We start from the raw sequence: 19,173 nt of genomic DNA, 5'->3' as shown, positions 1-19,173 counted from the left end.
ACAATTCCCACATTCTCACTAATCACGCATATTTTCAAGCACTGATTGTTTGAGATTTTTATAGCGCGACATTATCGTGCCATCAATATTGCCAGTATCGCTCACTATTACCACGCCACCGAGCGATACTGCGCCATCGGAGATAACCTCCACCTTCGTATTATCCTCCAAATGCTCTTTGAGATATAAATAATCATTGGGATTGACCTTAACCTTAATATTTGTAGCGTCCATTATGCTATTAAGTAGCTCTCGTGTGAGGTTGAGGGCAATTTTTTGTGAATTCTCACTCACTTCGTTGATAATCACCTCCTTAGCAATATCCACAGAGATTGCACTCAATTCCTTTTCTAGCTCCTCCAAGTGCTTTTGGCTTGCCTTTAGGGTATTTTCAAGAGTAATGATAGAATCTACCAAAAATTTTTTTTGCGCATCAATTTCTGCAAACATATCCCCCTTAACTTTTTCCTGTGCTTCTCGAAATCCATCCTTATATCCCTCATCTCTCGCACTCGCTACGCGTTGTTCGCTCTCAACCTGCAACTTCTCAAACTGAATCTGTAGTTTTGCAAGAGAACTTGAAAGATCATCAGTTTTTTGAAGCAATTTTTCTACAAGCTCCTGCTCTAAACTCGCAATTTTTTGCACGTTAGATTCCGAATGCAAAGCATTTTGTGCCTCCTCATAGCTTTGTTCTACCACGGGTGCTTGTGTATCAATATGGTGAATTTCTTTACCAGATTCCACCATATCAGAAGTGATTGTTTTAAACTCATACTTTTTGATATTATGATTCTTAAGTCGCTCCTGCCCTATGATATTTTCTTGACTAAGCAATGACATCGTCTTGTTCTCCTAGCTGCACTAAGCCCTGCTCTGCGAGTGTTTGCACCACTTCCACGATTTTTCTTTGTGCATTTTCCACATCACGCACCTTCACCGCACCCAAAAACTGCATTTCCTCCATAAACTGCTCACTCGCCCTTTGGGACATATTCCCCATAAACTTCTGTTTGAGCTCATCAGGGGCAGATTTAAGGGCAAGCGTAAGGTCTTTTTTATCAGCAATTTTAAGAATCTCTCTAATAGCGTTGTTGTCGAGCTTGGTAATATCTTCAAAGGTAAACATCATTTCTTTAATTTCTATGGCAAGTTGTGCATCGATTTGCTCGATTTGTGCAATTGTCGCTTTTGCTGCCTTTTGTCCTAGTCGGTTGAAAATTTCCGCAACAGAACGTGTGCCACCCACTTCGACCTTGTAGCTTGTGAGAGATTCTAGTTTGTTTTCAAGCACCGCACTCACGCGTTTAACGACATTGGGCGAAATATCTCCGAGGTTTGCCATACGAATCGCTACTTCAGCGCGCAACTCATCAGAAAAATACCCCAAAGTCTCCGCTGCACCGCTTGCGTCCATATGTGCGAGAATAAGCGCGATTGTTTGAGGGTGCTCGTTAATAATAAAGTCTGCAAGTTGTTGAGGGCGAATCTTTGAAAGATAAGCAAAGTTCTTTTGGGACTGCATTGTTTTGGCAAGCTTATCCAAAATTGCCTTTGCAGCATCTGGTCCTAAAGATTTAATCAACAAATCACGCGCATAATCCATACCACCAGAGTTGATATATTGATTTGATTGAAAAATGACATAAAATTCCTCTAAAACTGCTGCACCAATGGTCTTATCCATACCACCCAACTGCGCAATTTGCTTACTTACTTCAGTAATAGAATCTATATCAAGATGGTGAAAAATCTCCGAAGTAATCTCATCACCTAGCTGCACGAGCAAAATGGCAATCTTTTCTGCCATTGAGAGCTCATCATATTGCGCCCTTTGACGCGGACTAAGCGTGATTGCCATATTTACTCCTTTACTTATGAACTGCTGCCAAGACCGCTAGTTGTAATATCAAGCTCATCTTTAATGAGCGTTTGAAATAATGCACCAATCTCTTGAGGACGTTCAGAAATTACACCGCGCATTCTCTCAAGCAACACTTCATATTTGATATTATCCTCATCAAGCCCAGAACCAAACCCGAGTTGATCTTCCACACGTTTGCGTAATTCACTAAATTTATTGATATCTTCCTCATCATCATCAAGCTGCATAAAGGATTCTATATCGTCTTCCTCCTCCTCTTGCACTTCAAGCATACGCTCTGCAAATGGCGCAACAATCTTTTTATAGAACACAAACAAAATCACCGCCACAATCACATATTTAAGCAATGGCATAAATGGTCCCAAATACCGCTCTACCTTGCTTGAGAACAGCTCTAAAGAATCTTGAGGGCGATAATTGAGCTGTGTGCTTCTAAAAGGCATATTAATCACATTGACTTGGTCGCCCCTGGACTCATTATAGCCAATGGCATTTTTCACACCCTCTAAAATTTTATCCATATCCTCTTGTGAGCGAGGAGTATATTCAAGTCGTGGCACACCATCCTCGCCTACAACTTCATTATAAATGCCATCAACCATCACAGACGCGCTCACCCTCGTAAGCACGGCATAATTTTCATCAATGCTACTCACTGACCTGTCGATTTCATTATTAATGACAACCTCGCTCTCCTTTTCCCACTCCATCATCTCATCATCTTTAAGCCCTTGCACAGGACCGATGTTACTCACGACACCGGGCACACCGCCAATTTGTGGAGGACGGAATCCTTTGCGCTCTTTTTCATACTCTCTTGTCCCGCGCACAACAGGATTTTGTCCAAATGTCTCTGCAGTGGTTTTGCGCACGCTAAAATCAAAATCCATAGTAACTTGTGCCTGCACGCCGTCCCCAACGCTTGGTTGTAAGAATTTAATAATCTTTGCCTCCATAGCATTTTCTGCATTTTGCTGATATTTGCGCTGGAATGTCGCCTGTCTCACGCGCGCACCCTGCTGGGCAGCTTCATTATCTTCGCCTAAAAGCTCCCCGTCTTGATTGATAATTTTTACAGCCTCTGGGACAAGACGCTCTACTGCTGCAGCCACCAAATGCTTGATACCTATAACTTGTTCTGGTGTCAAAAACATATTGTCACGCACGACAATCTTTACTGAAGCGGTAGATGGGCGTCCGCCCTGCACAAAAAGCGACTCTTCTGGCATAGAAATATTAACCGTCGCCTTCTCGATAGGATTGAGACTTTCAATCGTCTTTGCAAGTTCATTTTGCTTCACGACAAGCGTCTTTGTCTTTTGTGTGAATGGTGTATCTCCAACATTATTTTCAAGCAAAATATCAAAGCCGACATTGTGACTTGACCTTGGCAGCCCCAAAGAACTCATATTAATGCGCTGCTCATACACTTTATCTTTTGGCACGAGAATAATATTATCCTCTGGAATCTTATACGAAATTTTCTCCTGTTGGAGCTTTTGCAAGATAGCCGCGCTATCTTCTGGGCTTAGATTACTAAAGAGCACATCATAATTTTCATATTCGTTATGTGTCTCCACGCGGAAGAGTATGAGATAGGTTAAAAAGCTAATAAGTATAATAATGGTCGAAAGGATAATAATGCGCTGTTTTTTATTTAACTTGTTTAAAACCTTAAGAACCTGCTCAAAAACTACTCTTAAATCCATAGCCTACCCTTAACCACGTGTTTGCAAATATTCTTGCAAGAGCTCAAACACACGCGCATTTTGCGCAGGTGTGCCAATAGTAATGCGAAAGGCATTCAGCCCGTAGGAGCGGAGATTACGCACAATGACGCCCCTTTGCAAAAGCCATTGACACAAATGTGTAGATTCTATATCCTCGCGCGAAAATGTGATGAAATTTCCAAATGAAGGGATAAAGTCTATATTATTGTGCTTTGCAAATTCCTCATAGCGTAGCATTTGTTCGATATTGCTTTGGATACACTGCTCGGTAAATGCCCTGTCCTCTAGCGCCACAAGCGCAGCTTGCAAACTTAGAGTGCTTACATTAAAGGGTGGGCGCACTTTGTAGAGCATAGAGATAATGCGCTCACTCGCTATGCCATAGCCTATACGCATACCGCCTAGCCCATACACCTTTGAAAATGTGCCAAGATAAATGACATTATCAAATTTTTTAATGAGAGAGGCGGGATTTAGAGCCTTTGCCTTGTCTTTATATGAGGCAAACTCCTGATACGCGCCATCAAGCACGATGAGCGTGTCCTTATCAACTTTGCATATAAAATCCTCTATTGCTTGAGAGTCTAAGCACTCGCCCAAAGGATTGTTTGGCACACATAGAAATATTATACTCGCGCGATTAGCGCACTCTTTGTTAGAATGAGAAGTTATGCTCGTCCTACTTGCGCCATTTTTCACATTCTCATAAGATTCTAAAAATTCATCTAAATTATGTGCATCGCTCCTAGTCTTATGAATCTCCACATCCGCGAGCTTAGAATACACCTCATACATTGCAAATGTTGTCTTTGCCATTAGCACAGCTGCGCGAGTATGGTCGATAGCTTGGAGGCAAAATTCGATGACTTGGTCGCTCCCCGCACCGATAATAATTTCTTTAGGATTTACACAAAAACGCGAAGCAAGAGCATTTTTTAGCTCATACATAGAATCATCAGGGTATAAAAACGCCTTGTGTGCGTTCTTTTGTAATGTCTCTATGACTTTTGGTGATGTGCCATAGGGATTTTCATTGCTCCCTAGCTTTATCACATCTTCTTGTTTAATACCATACTCACGCATTACAAGCTCGATTGGCTTCCCTGCCTCGTAGGTTACAACACTATCTAATGTCTTCTTAAACACCGCATATCCTTACGATTTTTTTGCATTCCATCGCTGTAAAACCTTACATTCTATCTTAAAAGTCTTAAAAGTTTTATAATTTTTACGATTATTGAGAGTTTAAACGCACCATTCAATACATAATTTGAATTTTAACCTTTAACATAAATCCAACTTTCAAACATTGCTGATAGTTAATAATATTTTTTGATATTTTGGCTACAATGCGCGTTTTCACTAGCACAAAAGGGTAGGTTATGCAGATACAACATATTTTTCGCGAATATGACATTCGTGGCATTTTTGAAAAAGACCTCACGCAAGAGGTGGTTTGTGGTATAGGGCGTGAGCTTGGCAGATGCATCAAAGATTCACATCTCCCCCCTTGCATACATATTGGCTATGATGCACGCACACATTCGCCCACGCTTTTTAATTGGCTTGCGGAGGGTTTTTTAAGCGAGGATATAAAAGTCTTTGCGCTCGGGCTTATTCCTACACCTGTGGCGTATTTTGCAACTTTTAACACCATAGATTCTATTGTTTGCCCAAACTCCGTGATGATTACAGGCTCACACAATCCCCCGCAATACAATGGATTCAAAATCACCATAAATCAATCGCCTTTTTATGGGGAGCAAATCCGCGCATTAGGAGCAAAGCTCGAGCAAAACTTACCCTACACAAAAAAGCAAAATGCAGATTCTAAAAATTTACAAAAAATACAAAATCTTAATGCAAAACAAGCCTACATCGATTTTCTAAGCACACATTTTGCCCACCTAAAAGACTTCCCCTACCCTGTCGTATATGATTGCGGTAATGGCGTGGCAGGTGTGGCATTAGCGCAAATCCTAAAAAATCTTAATATTTCTTATACACCACTTTTTTTTGAACCCGATGGCACTTTCCCTAATCACCACCCAGACCCAAGTGAGGAAAAAAATCTCACAATGCTTAAAGAAAAAATGGCACAAAAGCAGATTCATATCGGCATTGCCTTTGATGGCGATGCTGATAGACTTGCGCTTTTAACAACTCATCATAACTATAAGGGCGATGAACTTGCTATCCTTTTTGCTAAAGATATGAAAAAACATTTTTTAAGCCCTATTGTCATCGGCGAGGTGAAATGCTCACAAATAATGTATGATGAGATTAACAAAATTGGCAAAGCAGTGATGTATAAAACAGGGCATAGTAACCTCAAAGTCAAGCTTAAAGAGCTCAACGCCCATCTTGCAGCAGAAATGAGCGGGCATTTATTTTTTAATGACCGCTACTTTGGCTATGATGATGCCATTTATGCTTCTTTCCGCGCCTTAGAGCTATTCTTAGGCTATACGCCCACAGAATTAGAATCTGCGATACACGCCTTGCCTCGCCTTTATAGCACAGATGAGGAGAAAATCCACACCACAGAGGAGCAAAAATTTACCCTTATCTCCGCCTTAAAAGAGGCTTTAAAAAATCCGCCCAAAGACTTCCCAATCCTCAAAGACATCATTGATATTGACGGATTGCGCGTTGTTTTTGAAAATGGCTGGGGACTTGTAAGGGCAAGTAATACCACACCTGTGCTTGTTACGCGTTTTGAAGCGACAAGCAAAGAGGAATGCGAACGCTACAAAACAGCGTTGCTTAAGCTTTTAGAATCTGTCAAGGGCTAAAAAATGACATTCTCACTCCACACGCCCCTTGATATGCACCTCCATTTGCGTGAGGGCGAACTTTTAGAATCTGTCCTGCCTTTCACTGCCAAAGCCTTTAGCGCAGCACTTGTAATGCCAAATCTCAAAACGCCAATCACCACCACCGCACTTGCCCTCACCTACAAGGAGCAGATTCTTAAAGTCGCACAAAAGCGAGGCTGCAAGGAATTTATGCCGCTTATGAGCCTCTATCTCACGGCAGGGCTTACCAAAGAGGAGCTTATAGAAGCAAAAAAGCAGGGGATTTTTATCCTTAAGCTCTACCCAAAGGGTGCGACCACAGGAAGTGAAAGCGGGGTAAGTCAAATCCTTGATGAAAAGACTTTAGAGATTTTTGCTTTGGCTGAATCTCTAGGCTTTATCCTCTCCATACACGGCGAGAGTAATGGATTTTGTATGGAGCGTGAGTTTGAGTTTTTAAGCATATTTGAGCATATTGCAAAAAATTTCCCTAAACTGCGTGTGATTATCGAACATATGAGCGATAGACGCAGCCTTGAAATGATTGAAAAATATGAGAATCTCTACGCCACGCTTACACTGCACCATATCACATTAAGCCTTGATGATGTATGCGGGGGAATGCTTAATCCTCATTTGTTTTGCAAACCAATGCTTAAGACAAGAAAAGACCAACAAGCCCTGTTTCAAGTGGCATTAAAGGCACATCCAAAAGTAAGTTTTGGCTCGGATTCTGCACCGCATTTAGAATCTGCCAAGCTTAGCGCAAAAGGTGCAGCGGGGATTTTTAGCGCACCTGTGCTTTTACCAGCACTTACACAACTCTTTGAATCTCATAATGCCCTAGATTCTCTCCAGGCCTTTGTGAGTGATAGAGCGATAGAGATTTATCAGCTACAAGCTTTTGCGCAAAAATCAATCACGCTTGAAAAGATTCAATACAATGTGCCAGAGCGCATAGATACCCCGCTAGGAGCAATCGTGCCTCTTTTTGCAGGGCAAAATCTCTCGTGGCGCATAAAAGAATAAAAAGAGTGAAAATGCTACAACCTCGCAAAAAGGCATAATGAAAATGAGTGAAAAATTCCCGCTTGTAAGCATTATCACAATCGTTTATAATGATAAAAATCATATCAAGGAAACAATGGATTCTGTCGTGGGGCAGGATTATGAACGCCTTGAATACATCATTATTGATGGTAATAGCAAAGATGGCACGAAAGAATGTATTCAATCTTACATTAGCACACTTTGTGATATTACCCACAAAGATGAGGGCAGATTCTATATGGAGGCTACTCATCGCACAAAAGCAAACTTTGCCTTTAAATTCCTAAGTGAGCGTGATAGCGGAATCTATGATGCGATGAATAAGGGGATTGATTTAGCCACGGGCGAATGGTGCAACTTTATGAATTGTGGAGATAGATTTTATGATTTAAGTGTTCTTAGAAATATTGCACCTCTTCTAGATGAACAATATGGGGTTATAGATGGTGGAGTAGAAATTGTCTATGATGAAAATTACAAGAAAATAAAATATTATAACATCGTTTTTGGACCCTTTAAAATTGAATTTTGTCATCATCAGGCTTCTTTTATTCAAACACATTTACTAAAAAAATATCTTTACGACAAAGAATTTAAAATACGAGGAGAAATAGATTTTTTTTCAAAAGTATTTATAAATAATTACAAATGGAAAAAAATACAAACAATTATTGCAACATATAACACATTAGGTATTTCATCAAAAATTACTTTTACTCAATTCATGGAAGATATTCTAGTGGGTATCAAATATATGAAATATTACTTCTTTACCCATACTTTATACTACTTGTTCTACATTTTGCCACGTGTTTGTATAAGAAATATTTTACCTAAAAAAATAGCTAATTTTATCCGACAAAGGCTCAAATAATGTATAAAGCTATTTTTGATATTTGTGGCACACTTTACGATTCTAATACAACATTAGATTTTTGTATCTGGCGGTCTAATGGATGTACAAAATTCTTATTGCGCCTACTACGTTCTAGACCGATAATGATACTAAACAAAATTTCATTTTTATGCCTTAAAAAAGAAATGATACCCATTCGAGATATTTTTATAAGAACATTAAAAGGTGCTCCAAGATATATGCTTTTTAAACAAGCTAAAGAATTCGTCCATACATTCCTTGTTTCCAAAAGGCGTGAGTGCATTATTTCATTACTCGATAACTTTCAGTCACATAACATTGTTTTTGCTTCTGCTACGCTTGATTGTCTTGCCTTTCATATTGCTCAGTACTTTAATATTTCACACTTTGTTTCATCAAAACTCCTCTATAATCAGCAAGAAATCTGCCAAGGAACACTAGAGATCGACTTATTGGGGAATAAACATACGCTTTTTGGGGATATATACTTTGTAGCCACTGATAATTTAGACGATATTTTACTCTGTCAAAAAGCGCAGAGTTCTGTTATACTCACAAAAAAGAGAAACAAAAAGAAATGGCTTTCTCAAAATCTCAAAAATTCCACTATTATGGAGATATAAAATGTTTTACACAATTAGTTTTGTTCCTTTTATGTATCAATTTTTTACGCGCTTAAAAAGTCTTGTTCATAAAATTTCTTGGATATGTATTTATTTTGTTCCAATCACTATACTTTATCTACATTTTGCCCCACAAGAGTCCATTCTTGATTCGCTCCCTATACTTTTAGTGGCTCTTTGCATTACTGATATGATTTATTCTAATGGCTATATACAAAATGATGTCCTTACAATAAAAAATGAAACAAAGCCAACATTACGTCTTCCAACATATCTTCTTTTGAGAATGCGTGAAAAATTTATAGCTATAATGATAGGAAGATTTGCTTTAATTTTTATACTATTTTGGCTACTCTCTATGCTTAAATATGAATACTTGTTATATTTTGCTCTTTCAATGATTTTATTACAGCTACTCTATATCATTTACAATACCCAACGCAATATAACTAACCTTTTGCTTATTCCATTTTTAAGTTTTTTACAATTTTTTTCAATAATACTACCTATCATTGATAAAAATTTCTATACTCTTCTAGGACTTTTTGCACTTTATCCACTTCCAAAACTATTAGAATTTAGCACACAAAAACGCTATAAAACTACTATTATCACAAGCAAAATTATTACAAATTTTGATATGTTTCGTGTGTTCTATTACACGATATATACAATCCTCTTTGGCATTCTATATCTTTATGAGAAAATAGATTATATTTTTTTTGAGCTAGGTGCTTATTATCTCGTATTTCGACTTGTATGTCTAGCTACTTTACAAAACAAATATTTAGCAACCTATATTCAGCACAAACGCTACAAAAATAATCCACATAAAAAATAAATTAAAGGATTTACCATGCCACTCTTCTCTATCATTATCCCCACCTACAATGTAGAATCTTACATCGCTCGTTGTTTAGATTCGTGCATTAATCAAACTTTAGGCGATATTGAAATTTTAGTCATTAATGATTGTGGGAGTGATGATTCTATAAGTATTGCTAAAACTTATGCGAGTAAAGATTCTAGAATCCGCATTATTCATAATCCCACCAATCTCGGGCTCTTTGCTACACGAATCACAGGAGAGAAAGAGGCACAAGGAACTTATATCCTCCACTTAGATGCCGATGACTATCTCACGCTTAATGCGTGTGAGAGGGCATATCAAAAAGCCTCTATGGCTTTAAACTCCACGCCGCTAAGCTCTAACACCCAGTCCCATAGTGAGCAAGAGGAGAAAAATCTCCCTGATATAATCCACTTCCGCCCTGCTTATCGTGGTTCATCTCAAGCAAGTCTAAGTGCAAATTGCCTCCATAAACTGCGCTATATCCTGCCTACTCGCTTTAGCCACAAACCCCTACAAAACGAGCAAATCGCATATAATTTTTTCCTCAAAAGCACACAATTTCCTAAATTTACCCTATGGGATAAATGCTATAAAACCTCGCTTATTCGGCAGATTCTCCCTTTTATGGAGTGCTTTATCCCGCTCAAGCTCACAATGGCAGAGGATATGCTCAAGTTTTTTGCCATTAGCGCACTTGCCAAAAGCTATGTGAGCCTTGATGAGCGGCTTTATATCTACTGCCTCAATCATAGCTCTATCACGCAAAATATAAAGGCAAAAGACAAAAAAATCGCAGATATGTGCTATATCAGCGAGGCTCTACACTCTTTAGGCAATGAACTAGAAACCTATAATCCACTTATGCCTTTTGTAGCACAAGTGATGGGTAAAAATCTTGCTGCGCTTATTATTTTAGAATCTCGCTTTTTAGATAATGAGGGGGGGGTAGAAACTATACTTGCACCACTTCAATCCCTTATAGAATCTGCCCTTATTCCATCACCAAAGATTCCGAGATATATTCACTTTATCCGCTCACCCTATGTGCTTTGTTGCTTACTTTCCTTGCAATATTGGAATCGCTCTCTTACTTATATTCGCTTAATCGTATATCTTTTAAGCTTTACTCTTATCAGGCTCTAAACTCTTTTTATCATCTTTTTGCAAGGCGTATTTATGCCGCCTAGAATCTCATCGCTCAAATTTTTGTTGCTTGGGGCAAGTGATTGCAATAATCCCAAAGCAATTACAAAAAAGCAGATTCTGCAATGGCAAGAGGAAGGGATTATTACCTATTTAGGAGCAAATAAAGATGTCCGCCCCTTTATAGAATCTAGCTCGTGCGTTGTGCTGCCTAGCTTTTATAAAGAGGGTGTTCCTCGTGTGCTGCTTGAGGCAATGAGTATGGGAAAGCCTATTATTACCACAAATGTGAGCGGCTGCAAGGAATGTGTTATCAAGCCCTACACACCGCTTGTATATAAAGATGAAAGCTTACTCCTTGGCATAAATGGAATCCTCATTCCCCCACAAAACCCAAATGCCCTACAAGCAGCTATGTATTATCTTGCCACACACAAAAACCTTACTGCTACACTCGGCAGACAAGGCAGAAAATTAGCTAAAAAACTTTTTGATATGCCACTTATCACATATATTTATACAACAAGCGTTACACATATTTTACACACTCAAACCCCTGCCTTACAATCCCAAACAACACACAATCTTTCACAAGATTCACAGCATTCTATCATTGTTTGTATTTCTAATACTTGCTTTGGTATGTATAATTTCCGTTTGCAGCCTCTTGTAGCACTACAAAATAATGGCTTTGCAATCCACATCATTGCACCATTTGATGAAAGCACGTCAAAACTGCAATCACACGGCTTCATCTGCCACCCGCTCACCATAGATTCTAAAAGCCTTAATCCATTCAAAGATTTACGCACGATATGGCAGATATTGAAACTACTGCGCCATCTTAAGCCCAAACTTCTCTTTAACTATACTATTAAGAGCGTCATTTATGGTTCATTTGCTTCCAGAATCCTAAATATTCCCACTATTGCAGTCATTACGGGACTTGGCTATGTATTTATTGGTAAAGAAATAAAAAAGAAAATATTGCGCTTCATTGTTTGCCAAATGTATAAAACAGCCCTTAAATGTGTCAAAGAAGTGTGGTTTCTTAACCCCGATGACAAAGAGGAATTTTTGCAGCGGGAGCTTGTTTCTCAAACACAAGCCAAACTTTTACCAAGCGAGGGGGTAGATACAGAATATTTTGCCCCACAAAGTCAAAATCTGCACAATGCTGCACAACCACAAGAAGAATTTGTATTTCTACTTATTGCTAGAATGCTGTGGGATAAAGGTGTGGGTGAGTTTGTAGAAGCAGCAAAAATGTTGCAAAAAAACAATAAAAAATCTAATGGGGGGGGGGGGCGATAAAATTCTATCTCCTTGGCAAACTCAATGTGGCAAATCCTAGTGCTATTGCAGAATCTATCATTCAAAAATGGGAAAGGGAGGGAATTATCAAGTATCTTGGAGAGCAAAATGATGTCCGCCCCTTTATAGAATCTAGCTCGTGCGTTGTGCTGCCTAGCTATCGTGAGGGCGCACCTATGGTGCTATTAGAAGCCTTGAGTATGGGAAAGCCTATTATTACCACAAATGTGAGCGGCTGCAAAGAACTTATCACGCCAAAAATAGGCTCAATGTGTCAAGCAAAAGATAGTGTCTCACTTGCCAAGTCTATGAGCAAGATGCTTCATCTTAGCCCACGAGAGCGAATGCAAATGAAACAAAATGCACGAAATTTTGTGCTTACAAAACACGATAAAAGACTTATTGTTGAACGATATATCAACGCCGCACAAATATATAGCCTTTCATAATCACTTCTCCGTGCTTATTTGTGGCGTAAAATCCACAGCGCAATCTCATCAGCCAAAAAAAGCTCATTTGCCACAAGATAGCTTATCTTTTCACACATTTCACCCTTACACTTTTCACGCTCTCTTGATTGTTTTGCTAAGATTCTGCCCTGCTTTGCACCCTCACACTCTAGCAAATGACATTTGCCCTCATCAAGCAAAAATCGCAGTGGAGGCTTTTTAAAATCACTTACTTCAAGTCCGCAGCCTATGGATTCCCCCGCCTCTATACATTCTTGCCACGCTTGATTTTCTTGCTCTAATGGCGCAAGTTTTAGCCACGCACCCCTGCTCATGCGTAGCCCTAGCATAAGGTTTTCAATCTGTATGTCTTCCACACTCAAATGCTCATTAAAACGCGCGGTGGGCGATTTGATATATTCTTTAAGATTTGGATATGCCCGCATTCGCACACGCCCCACACGCCCCACCGCCGAAGCCCCGCACCCGAGATACTCTCGCCCCTGCCAATAGCCCATATTGTGAGCGCATTGCGTTTGTGTATTGCGCGTATAATTTGACACTTCATACTGCATAAATCCCTGCGCTTGTAGCCAATCACGCGCATAAAAGCTCAATGCCTCATCAACATTTCCGCGCACCACATTTGTTTGCCCTGCAAAGCGTGAGCCTTCATCAATACTTAGCGCATAAAGCGATAGGTGGCTTATGGGGAGATTCAAAACCTGTGTAAGGTCGGATTCTAAGATATTATAAGAATCTAGAGGTGTTATCATCATATCGCAATTTATATTCGTAAATCCTGCATTGTAGGCACTCTCCACGCGATGAAAAATATCTTTTGCGCTATGGTCGCGCTCCAAATAGGCTAATTTTGGCGCATAAAAGCTCTGCACACCTATGCTTAGTCGATTTGCACCTAATGCGCGTAAATCCCTGCACCACTGCGGATTGAGGAGATTGACATTAGATTCAATACTGATTTCGCAAGTCTCTTCAAGCCTCGCATACGCACGGATCTGAGTAAAGATTTTCTCATAATGTATAGAATCTAAGAGATTTGGTGTGCCTCCACCAATAAAAATCGAGCTTAACACATAATCTTTACCTTTTAGAATCTGTGCTAAATCCACGCACAAAGCCTCTATGTAGGATTCAAAATAAGTCTCTTTATTCACAAAAGAGGTAAAAGCGCAGTATCCGCACTTACTCGCGCAAAATGGTATGTGAATATAAAGTAGCATACTCTTACAATCCCCTTAAACTCGCCTCGCTTAAAATATTATATATTGTAGCGTATAATGCCATAAACAATTCGCAAAAGGTATAGCAATGAGCGCAGAGCAAAGCAATGATGTAAAGCCAAAAAGATACCGCCCAAATGTCGCTGCCATAATTTTATCAAGCACCTATCCTAGCGAATATAGATTCTTTATTGCTCACCGCACAGATATTAAAGGCGCGTGGCAGTTTCCACAAGGGGGCATTGATGAGGGTGAAAGCCCAAGAGATGCGCTATTACGAGAATTAGAAGAAGAAATAGGCACAAATGATGTAGAAATCATCAGTGAATGCCCCGAGTGGGTGCAGTATGACTTCCCAAACACTATGCCAAAAAAGATGTATAAGGGCTATGACGGACAGAGGCAAAAATACTTCCTCGTGCGTATCAAAGACGAATCTAAAATCAATCTCCAAACCGATATACCGGAGTTTGATAAATATCAATTTGTAAGCATAGATGAGATATTTCAGTATGTTACGCATTTTAAAAGAGATACATATAAAAAAATTTTAGACTATTTTAAAAAAGAGGGCTGTATATAAAGAATCTTAAGCAATAAGATTCTATGATTAGCATTTTTAATTTTATACATTAAGGACTACTATGCTCATCGTGCAAAAATATGGTGGCACAAGTATGGGGGATTGTGACAGAATCTACAATGTTGCTAAACGCGTTACCAAAAGCAAGGCTTTAGGGCATAGCCTTGTCGTAGTCGTATCTGCAATGAGCGGAGATACAGATAGACTTATTAACTTTACACAGCATTTCACGCCACTGCCTAACACACGCGAAGTCGATATGGTGCTTAGCTCTGGAGAGCGCGTAACCGCAGCACTCCTTGCCATAGCTTTAGAATCTATGGGAATTAAGGCAATTTCACTTAGTGGTAGGGGTGCTGGGATTGTTACGGATAATTTTCACACAAAAGCGCGTATAGAATATGTGGATACCACGAAAATCTTTCACTTGCTTAATGAAGGGTATGTCGTTGTCGTGGCAGGATTTCAAGGGATTTCTACAAAGGGAGAAGTTACGACTTTGGGGCGCGGCGGAAGCGATTTATCAGCAGTTGCGCTAGCAGGTGCGCTCAATGCGACAAAATGTGAAATTTATAGCGATGTAGATGGCGTATATACGACTGACCCACGCATTGTTAAAGAAGCAAAAAAGCTAGACAAAATTAGCTATGATGAAATGCTAGAGCTCGCATCTATGGGAGCAAAAGTTTTACTTAATCGTTCGGTAGAGCTTGCTAAGAAGCTTAATGTCAGGCTATATTGCGCGAGTTCTTTTAGCGAAAATGAAGGCACACTTATTACTAAAGAGGAGGATATAATGGAAAAACCAATTGTTAGCGGTGTGGCACTCGATAACAATCAAGCACGAGTGAGCCTTGCTGATGTGCTTGACCGCCCGGGCATTGCGGCGGATATTTTTGGGCTTTTGGCAGATAATAACATTAATGTGGATATGATTGTGCAAACAATCGGGCGCGATGGCAAAACAGATATTGATTTTACGATTCCAAAGACAGAGGTGCAGCTCACACAGCAAGTGCTAGAAAAATTTAAAAATGATTTTGGCAGTATAGAATACGACAATAATATCGCTAAGGTGTCGATTGTAGGTGTGGGTATGAAATCACACTCTGGCGTGGCAAGCACAGCTTTTAAAGCATTGGCGGAGGATAATATCAATATTATGATGATAAGCACGAGTGAGATTAAAATCTCTATGATTATCAATGCAGAATTTGCTCAAGACGCGGTGCGTAAGCTCCATAGCGTATATAGACTAGAAGAATAGGCAGAGAATGGAAAATATCAGTGATTGGCTTTTGAATACCATACGCGAGGACGAAAAAAGAGGCGTAATGAGTGGGTGGATAGAGGAAAAGCGATTTTTGCTTTTGCCACATATGGTGCGGCTCATTACGCACATATTGCAAGGCAGGAGTGTTATCGTGCTCACAGACAGACAACATCAATGGTTTGGCACATACATTACCCAACACATCAATCAGCACCACAAGGGACGACCATTTTTGCCCGTCATTGAAATCACACATTTGCGCGATATGATAGATTCTAATGCACAAGGCAACGATATGAAAGGCTTTAAACTTATTAGCAATATGCTTGATATGATGTATGGCAACTATAAAATATGGTATATAGGCAAAAAGAGCATATATGCAACCTTTGCAAAAGAGTGCGGAGACGGGTGGCACTGGATATTTGACGAAAATGAAATTTTTAACCCTACAGATGAATACCTCGATTATAAGCTTCTCATACTTTTTAAACTCTTTGACAGGGCGATATTGTGCGCGCTCCTCAATAAAATCTCGCTTGATATATAGACATAAAGAAGCGTAAGATGACCGGGATTATACACATTACACCTTTTGCAAAGGAACTTATAGACGAGCTCATTGCCGAACGCGAAGAGCAGTATTATGAAATTTTTGAACGAGAGGATTTTAAGATTGATGATGCAAAGGAAGTCATAGCAAAAAGTTATCTCACTTACGAACAGGAAATGCTCATTATCATCTGTGCAAATAAATACAATATTGCCGCACAAAATGCACTCCTCAAAATCATCGAGGAACCGCCACCTTTGGTGCAGTTTATTATCATCGCTAAGAATAAAAATGCACTTATTCCTACAATTCGTTCTCGTATGAGTATTACCATACACAAACACAAGGCGGAGATGCCACCATTTGAACTTGATGTATCAAGGCTAAGTTTAGAATCTATCTATAACTTTTGCAAACAAAATGACAGCGCACAACACAGCAAAGAGGATATTAAGCTTAGGATTCAATCTCTACTTTTCGCCCTCTATGAAGCACAAATAAAGCTTACCCAAAAAGAACTCACCCTCTTTGATAGAGCCATTGCCCTTAATCAAAATGATGCCACCGAAAAACAAAACTATATTTTTCTCCCTCTCCTTTTACGAATCTACCACAAACAAAAGGGACGGCAATGACTATACAAAGGCTAGATTCCCATAGCATTTTAGACAATATTAAATCCATAGGCGCAGATTCTATGGGGCAGAAGATTATGGGTAAAAAGGCACAAATGCTTGGCTTTGAAATAAAAGATTTGGGCTTTGAAGCGATGAATATTTTAAAGCAAGAGGCACTAAGTGTTGGGGCAGAATGTGCCACACCAAAAGAGTGCATCACGCATAAAGGTGAGCATATTGCCCTGCTTTTTGGCACACGAAGCAATATAGAAAAAATACTCCCAAAACTCGCAATGCAACCCTTTGGCTTAAAAGCACTCAAAAAAGCATTAGAATCTCATCTCTACGCTTCTCAACGCATAGCACACCAACAAACCATTATGGCAATCATCAATGTTACACCCGATAGCTTTTATGAAAATTCACGGAAAGACGCACAGGGCGCGATAGATAGAATCCACACCTTAATACAAAAAGAAGTGGGGATTATCGATATTGGTGCGGCAAGCTCACGCCCGGGCAGTGAGCTAATAGACACAGATGTGGAAATTGAGCGTCTCACGCCTGTGATAGAGCATATTGCTACAAATAAATTATATGAAAAAATCGATTTTAGCATTGATACCTACAATGCTAAAACAGCTGAATATGCCCTCTCTCACGGATTTAAAATTATTAATGATGTAAGCGGACTAAGTGAATCCCAAATGATAGAGGTCGCTGCACAATACAACGCACGGGTGGTTCTAATGCACACTAAAGGCACACCAAAACAAATGCAGAGCCTCACACACACCTATAAGAATCTTTTTGATGATATTGATACATTTTTTGCAGAAAAAATTACTGCGCTAGGACAAGCGGGGGTAAAAGATCTTATTATTGATATTGGCTTTGGCTTTGCAAAAGATGAGACACAAAATATCGCCCTTATCAAACACTTATCGCATTTTCAGCATTTTGGACTACCATTACTCGTGGGGGCTAGTCGCAAAAACACCATTGGCAAAATTACAGGTAGAGAGACCAAAGATAGACTCGCCGGAACTTTGGCTATGCACCTCTACGCCTTGCAAAATGGAGCGAATATCCTCCGCATACACGATGAAGATTCGCACATTGATATGCTCAAAATCTATAAGGCAATGCAATGAATACAAAAGATGACAAAAAAGACTTAAAGCCTATTAAGGCTTTTCTAATGCGCCACGGACACACAGAACAAGAGATTTCAAAGCTCGATAAAGATGGAATAATGCAGCTTTATGAGAAAGATACGCGCACAGAAACACTAAATTTTTTGCACTATATGGATAAGGATAACTACACAGCGATAAGCTCACTCGATGAGGCAGATATCGGCGATTTTAAGCTCAAAGTGCAAGAAAATTTAGAAAATACACTTGTGCTAATGAGCATCATAAGGGACGCCTTTAATGACTTTAGCTATGCCGATGTGGCAGATATCCTCACACTCAATCTCAAAAATGTATCTATGTTGAAAATTCAAAGAATCTTGCGCATTGCTTATCGCGAATTTCAAGAAAATTTGCTTGACCAAATCTCTATGCAGCTTAAGGAATTACCTATTGAAGAATATAAGGTGATTATGGGCTATTATGAAAAAAAACGCAATGATACAATGCGCCTACAAAACACAATCACGGAGCTAGGAAACGAGAAAAAGCGACAACAGATTCTCGATATGGCACATTTAAAGCTACTCATCGTAAAAGACTTTATGCCTGATGAAACTTTTAACGATACTTACAAAGAATATCTTAACAACACTCCAGAAAAACTTGCACTTGTGGGTGAAATTCTCGGGCTCACGGGTATGTATTCTAAAAAATATCTTCAAAACATACCCTTAGAAGAGCTTGAAACTATGAAAGAAAAAATTATTGCCAATAAAAAACAAGATGAGCGCGACCAAAAAACTTACATGCATTATGTCCAAATGCTTGATGAAGCAATGTATGGCACCGATGAGCAAGAATTTTCAAATGTATGCACAAAAATTTGTATGAATCTTAATCAAAAGCTTATCCTTATGATTTCGGAATATATGAATGCCAAAAACCCAGTGTTTCTCAATAGATTTAATACTATTATGCGTGATTTCAAAAAGAATACAAAACATTAGATTAAGCGAATAGTTTAAAAAATATCCCTATAATT

General features: G+C 39.3%; 19 protein-coding genes. 14 read left to right on the top strand and 5 right to left on the bottom strand.

Translation table 11 applies throughout. The features are described from left to right. Window positions 1-18: 18 nt before the first annotated feature. The 4 genes from fliH to hisC are packed head-to-tail and all read right to left on the bottom strand — an operon-like array spanning window position 19 to window position 4,761. On the bottom strand, window positions 19-843 hold the full coding sequence (gene fliH / locus LS67_RS01605; RefSeq protein WP_034326828.1) for a flagellar assembly protein FliH: 825 nt from the start codon (window positions 841-843) through the stop codon (window positions 19-21). Continuing rightward, complete coding sequence (gene fliG / locus LS67_RS01600) at window positions 830-1,861, bottom strand: flagellar motor switch protein FliG (RefSeq protein WP_034326829.1); 1,032 nt, start codon at window positions 1,859-1,861, stop codon at window positions 830-832. The genes fliH and fliG overlap by 14 nt, the downstream gene beginning before the upstream one ends. A gap of 14 nt (window positions 1,862-1,875) precedes the next feature. Next, entirely contained in the window at window positions 1,876-3,594 is a 1,719-nt protein-coding gene (gene fliF, locus LS67_RS01595) for a flagellar basal-body MS-ring/collar protein FliF (protein ID WP_034326830.1), read from the bottom strand. A 9-nt stretch (window positions 3,595-3,603) separates the two neighbouring features. Beyond that, window positions 3,604-4,761, bottom strand: a complete 1,158-nt coding sequence (gene hisC / locus LS67_RS01590) for a histidinol-phosphate transaminase (protein WP_034326831.1) — start codon at window positions 4,759-4,761, stop codon at window positions 3,604-3,606. Window positions 4,762-4,997: 236 nt separating this feature from the next. Here hisC and LS67_RS01585 point away from each other — a divergent pair, with 236 nt between their 5' ends. From LS67_RS01585 to LS67_RS01550, 8 genes are read left to right on the top strand one after another with little or no spacing between them, the layout of a single operon-like run. Beyond that, complete coding sequence (locus tag LS67_RS01585; RefSeq protein ID WP_034343273.1) at window positions 4,998-6,410, top strand: phosphomannomutase/phosphoglucomutase; 1,413 nt, start codon at window positions 4,998-5,000, stop codon at window positions 6,408-6,410. A gap of 3 nt (window positions 6,411-6,413) precedes the next feature. Beyond that, window positions 6,414-7,442 carry a dihydroorotase gene (pyrC, locus tag LS67_RS01580; RefSeq protein ID WP_034328410.1) on the top strand — a complete coding sequence of 343 codons (1,029 nt, stop codon included), beginning with the start codon at window positions 6,414-6,416 and terminating at the stop codon, window positions 7,440-7,442. Between the two features lie 43 nt (window positions 7,443-7,485). Beyond that, window positions 7,486-8,337: a glycosyltransferase gene (locus tag LS67_RS01575; RefSeq protein WP_034328412.1), complete on the top strand. Its 852-nt coding sequence runs from the start codon at window positions 7,486-7,488 to the stop codon at window positions 8,335-8,337. Beyond that, complete coding sequence (locus LS67_RS01570) at window positions 8,337-8,963, top strand: haloacid dehalogenase-like hydrolase (RefSeq protein WP_034328414.1); 627 nt, start codon at window positions 8,337-8,339, stop codon at window positions 8,961-8,963. The genes LS67_RS01575 and LS67_RS01570 overlap by 1 nt, the downstream gene beginning before the upstream one ends. A 1-nt stretch (window position 8,964) precedes the next feature. Further along, complete coding sequence (locus LS67_RS01565) at window positions 8,965-9,804, top strand: hypothetical protein (RefSeq protein WP_034328416.1); 840 nt, start codon at window positions 8,965-8,967, stop codon at window positions 9,802-9,804. Window positions 9,805-9,819: 15 nt separating this feature from the next. Then, window positions 9,820-10,959, top strand: a complete 1,140-nt coding sequence (locus LS67_RS10170; protein ID WP_138109539.1) for a glycosyltransferase family 2 protein — start codon at window positions 9,820-9,822, stop codon at window positions 10,957-10,959. 33 nt (window positions 10,960-10,992) lie between these two features. After that, complete coding sequence (locus tag LS67_RS10235; protein WP_138109537.1) at window positions 10,993-12,273, top strand: glycosyltransferase; 1,281 nt, start codon at window positions 10,993-10,995, stop codon at window positions 12,271-12,273. A gap of 26 nt (window positions 12,274-12,299) precedes the next feature. Next, window positions 12,300-12,722 (top strand): glycosyltransferase, encoded by a 423-nt coding sequence (locus tag LS67_RS01550; protein ID WP_161594467.1) that lies wholly within the window; start codon window positions 12,300-12,302, stop codon window positions 12,720-12,722. Between the two features lie 14 nt (window positions 12,723-12,736). Here LS67_RS01550 and hemW read toward each other — a convergent pair whose 3' ends face one another. Continuing rightward, on the bottom strand, window positions 12,737-13,966 hold the full coding sequence (gene hemW / locus LS67_RS01545; protein ID WP_034327025.1) for a radical SAM family heme chaperone HemW: 1,230 nt from the start codon (window positions 13,964-13,966) through the stop codon (window positions 12,737-12,739). A gap of 88 nt (window positions 13,967-14,054) precedes the next feature. Here hemW and LS67_RS01540 point away from each other — a divergent pair, with 88 nt between their 5' ends. From LS67_RS01540 to LS67_RS01515, 6 genes are all read left to right on the top strand, one after another. Beyond that, a complete protein-coding gene (locus LS67_RS01540; protein ID WP_034327027.1) occupies window positions 14,055-14,549 on the top strand; it encodes an RNA pyrophosphohydrolase in 495 nt (164 codons plus the stop codon). Window positions 14,550-14,610: 61 nt separating this feature from the next. Continuing rightward, window positions 14,611-15,816, top strand: a complete 1,206-nt coding sequence (locus LS67_RS01535; RefSeq protein WP_034327029.1) for an aspartate kinase — start codon at window positions 14,611-14,613, stop codon at window positions 15,814-15,816. 7 nt (window positions 15,817-15,823) lie between these two features. Then, window positions 15,824-16,372, top strand: coding sequence for a HobA family DNA replication regulator (locus LS67_RS01530; RefSeq protein WP_034327031.1), 549 nt, complete (start codon window positions 15,824-15,826; stop codon window positions 16,370-16,372). 17 nt (window positions 16,373-16,389) lie between these two features. After that, a complete protein-coding gene (locus LS67_RS01525) occupies window positions 16,390-17,010 on the top strand; it encodes a DNA polymerase III subunit delta' (RefSeq protein WP_034327033.1) in 621 nt (206 codons plus the stop codon). Beyond that, complete coding sequence (gene folP / locus LS67_RS01520) at window positions 17,007-18,146, top strand: dihydropteroate synthase (protein WP_034327035.1); 1,140 nt, start codon at window positions 17,007-17,009, stop codon at window positions 18,144-18,146. Before LS67_RS01525 ends, folP begins: the two co-directional genes overlap by 4 nt. After that, complete coding sequence (locus tag LS67_RS01515; RefSeq protein WP_034327037.1) at window positions 18,143-19,138, top strand: hypothetical protein; 996 nt, start codon at window positions 18,143-18,145, stop codon at window positions 19,136-19,138. Before folP ends, LS67_RS01515 begins: the two co-directional genes overlap by 4 nt. Window positions 19,139-19,173: the final 35 nt, after the last annotated feature.

This window comes from Helicobacter sp. MIT 03-1616, assembly GCF_000765685.2.
Lineage (GTDB): Bacteria > Campylobacterota > Campylobacteria > Campylobacterales > Helicobacteraceae > Helicobacter_C > Helicobacter_C typhlonius.
Note: the sequence above shows the minus strand (reverse complement) of the source record. Positions and strands in the feature narration are given on the sequence as shown.

Excerpts from the sequence above, each read along its gene's own strand:
- fliH (WP_034326828.1), bottom strand. The coding sequence starts at position 843 with ATGTCATTGCTTAGTCAAGAAAATATCATAGGGCAGGAGCGACTTAAG.
- fliG (WP_034326829.1), bottom strand. The coding sequence starts at position 1,861 with ATGGCAATCACGCTTAGTCCGCGTCAAAGGGCGCAATATGATGAGCTC.
- fliF (WP_034326830.1), bottom strand. The coding sequence starts at position 3,594 with ATGGATTTAAGAGTAGTTTTTGAGCAGGTTCTTAAGGTTTTAAACAAG.
- LS67_RS01585 (WP_034343273.1), top strand. The coding sequence starts at position 4,998 with ATGCAGATACAACATATTTTTCGCGAATATGACATTCGTGGCATTTTT.
- pyrC (WP_034328410.1), top strand. The coding sequence starts at position 6,414 with ATGACATTCTCACTCCACACGCCCCTTGATATGCACCTCCATTTGCGT.
- LS67_RS01575 (WP_034328412.1), top strand. The coding sequence starts at position 7,486 with ATGAGTGAAAAATTCCCGCTTGTAAGCATTATCACAATCGTTTATAAT.
- LS67_RS01570 (WP_034328414.1), top strand. The coding sequence starts at position 8,337 with ATGTATAAAGCTATTTTTGATATTTGTGGCACACTTTACGATTCTAAT.
- LS67_RS01565 (WP_034328416.1), top strand. The coding sequence starts at position 8,965 with ATGTTTTACACAATTAGTTTTGTTCCTTTTATGTATCAATTTTTTACG.
- LS67_RS10170 (WP_138109539.1), top strand. The coding sequence starts at position 9,820 with ATGCCACTCTTCTCTATCATTATCCCCACCTACAATGTAGAATCTTAC.
- LS67_RS10235 (WP_138109537.1), top strand. The coding sequence starts at position 10,993 with ATGCCGCCTAGAATCTCATCGCTCAAATTTTTGTTGCTTGGGGCAAGT.
- hemW (WP_034327025.1), bottom strand. The coding sequence starts at position 13,966 with ATGCTACTTTATATTCACATACCATTTTGCGCGAGTAAGTGCGGATAC.
- LS67_RS01540 (WP_034327027.1), top strand. The coding sequence starts at position 14,055 with ATGAGCGCAGAGCAAAGCAATGATGTAAAGCCAAAAAGATACCGCCCA.
- LS67_RS01535 (WP_034327029.1), top strand. The coding sequence starts at position 14,611 with ATGCTCATCGTGCAAAAATATGGTGGCACAAGTATGGGGGATTGTGAC.
- LS67_RS01530 (WP_034327031.1), top strand. The coding sequence starts at position 15,824 with ATGGAAAATATCAGTGATTGGCTTTTGAATACCATACGCGAGGACGAA.
- LS67_RS01525 (WP_034327033.1), top strand. The coding sequence starts at position 16,390 with ATGACCGGGATTATACACATTACACCTTTTGCAAAGGAACTTATAGAC.
- folP (WP_034327035.1), top strand. The coding sequence starts at position 17,007 with ATGACTATACAAAGGCTAGATTCCCATAGCATTTTAGACAATATTAAA.
- LS67_RS01515 (WP_034327037.1), top strand. The coding sequence starts at position 18,143 with ATGAATACAAAAGATGACAAAAAAGACTTAAAGCCTATTAAGGCTTTT.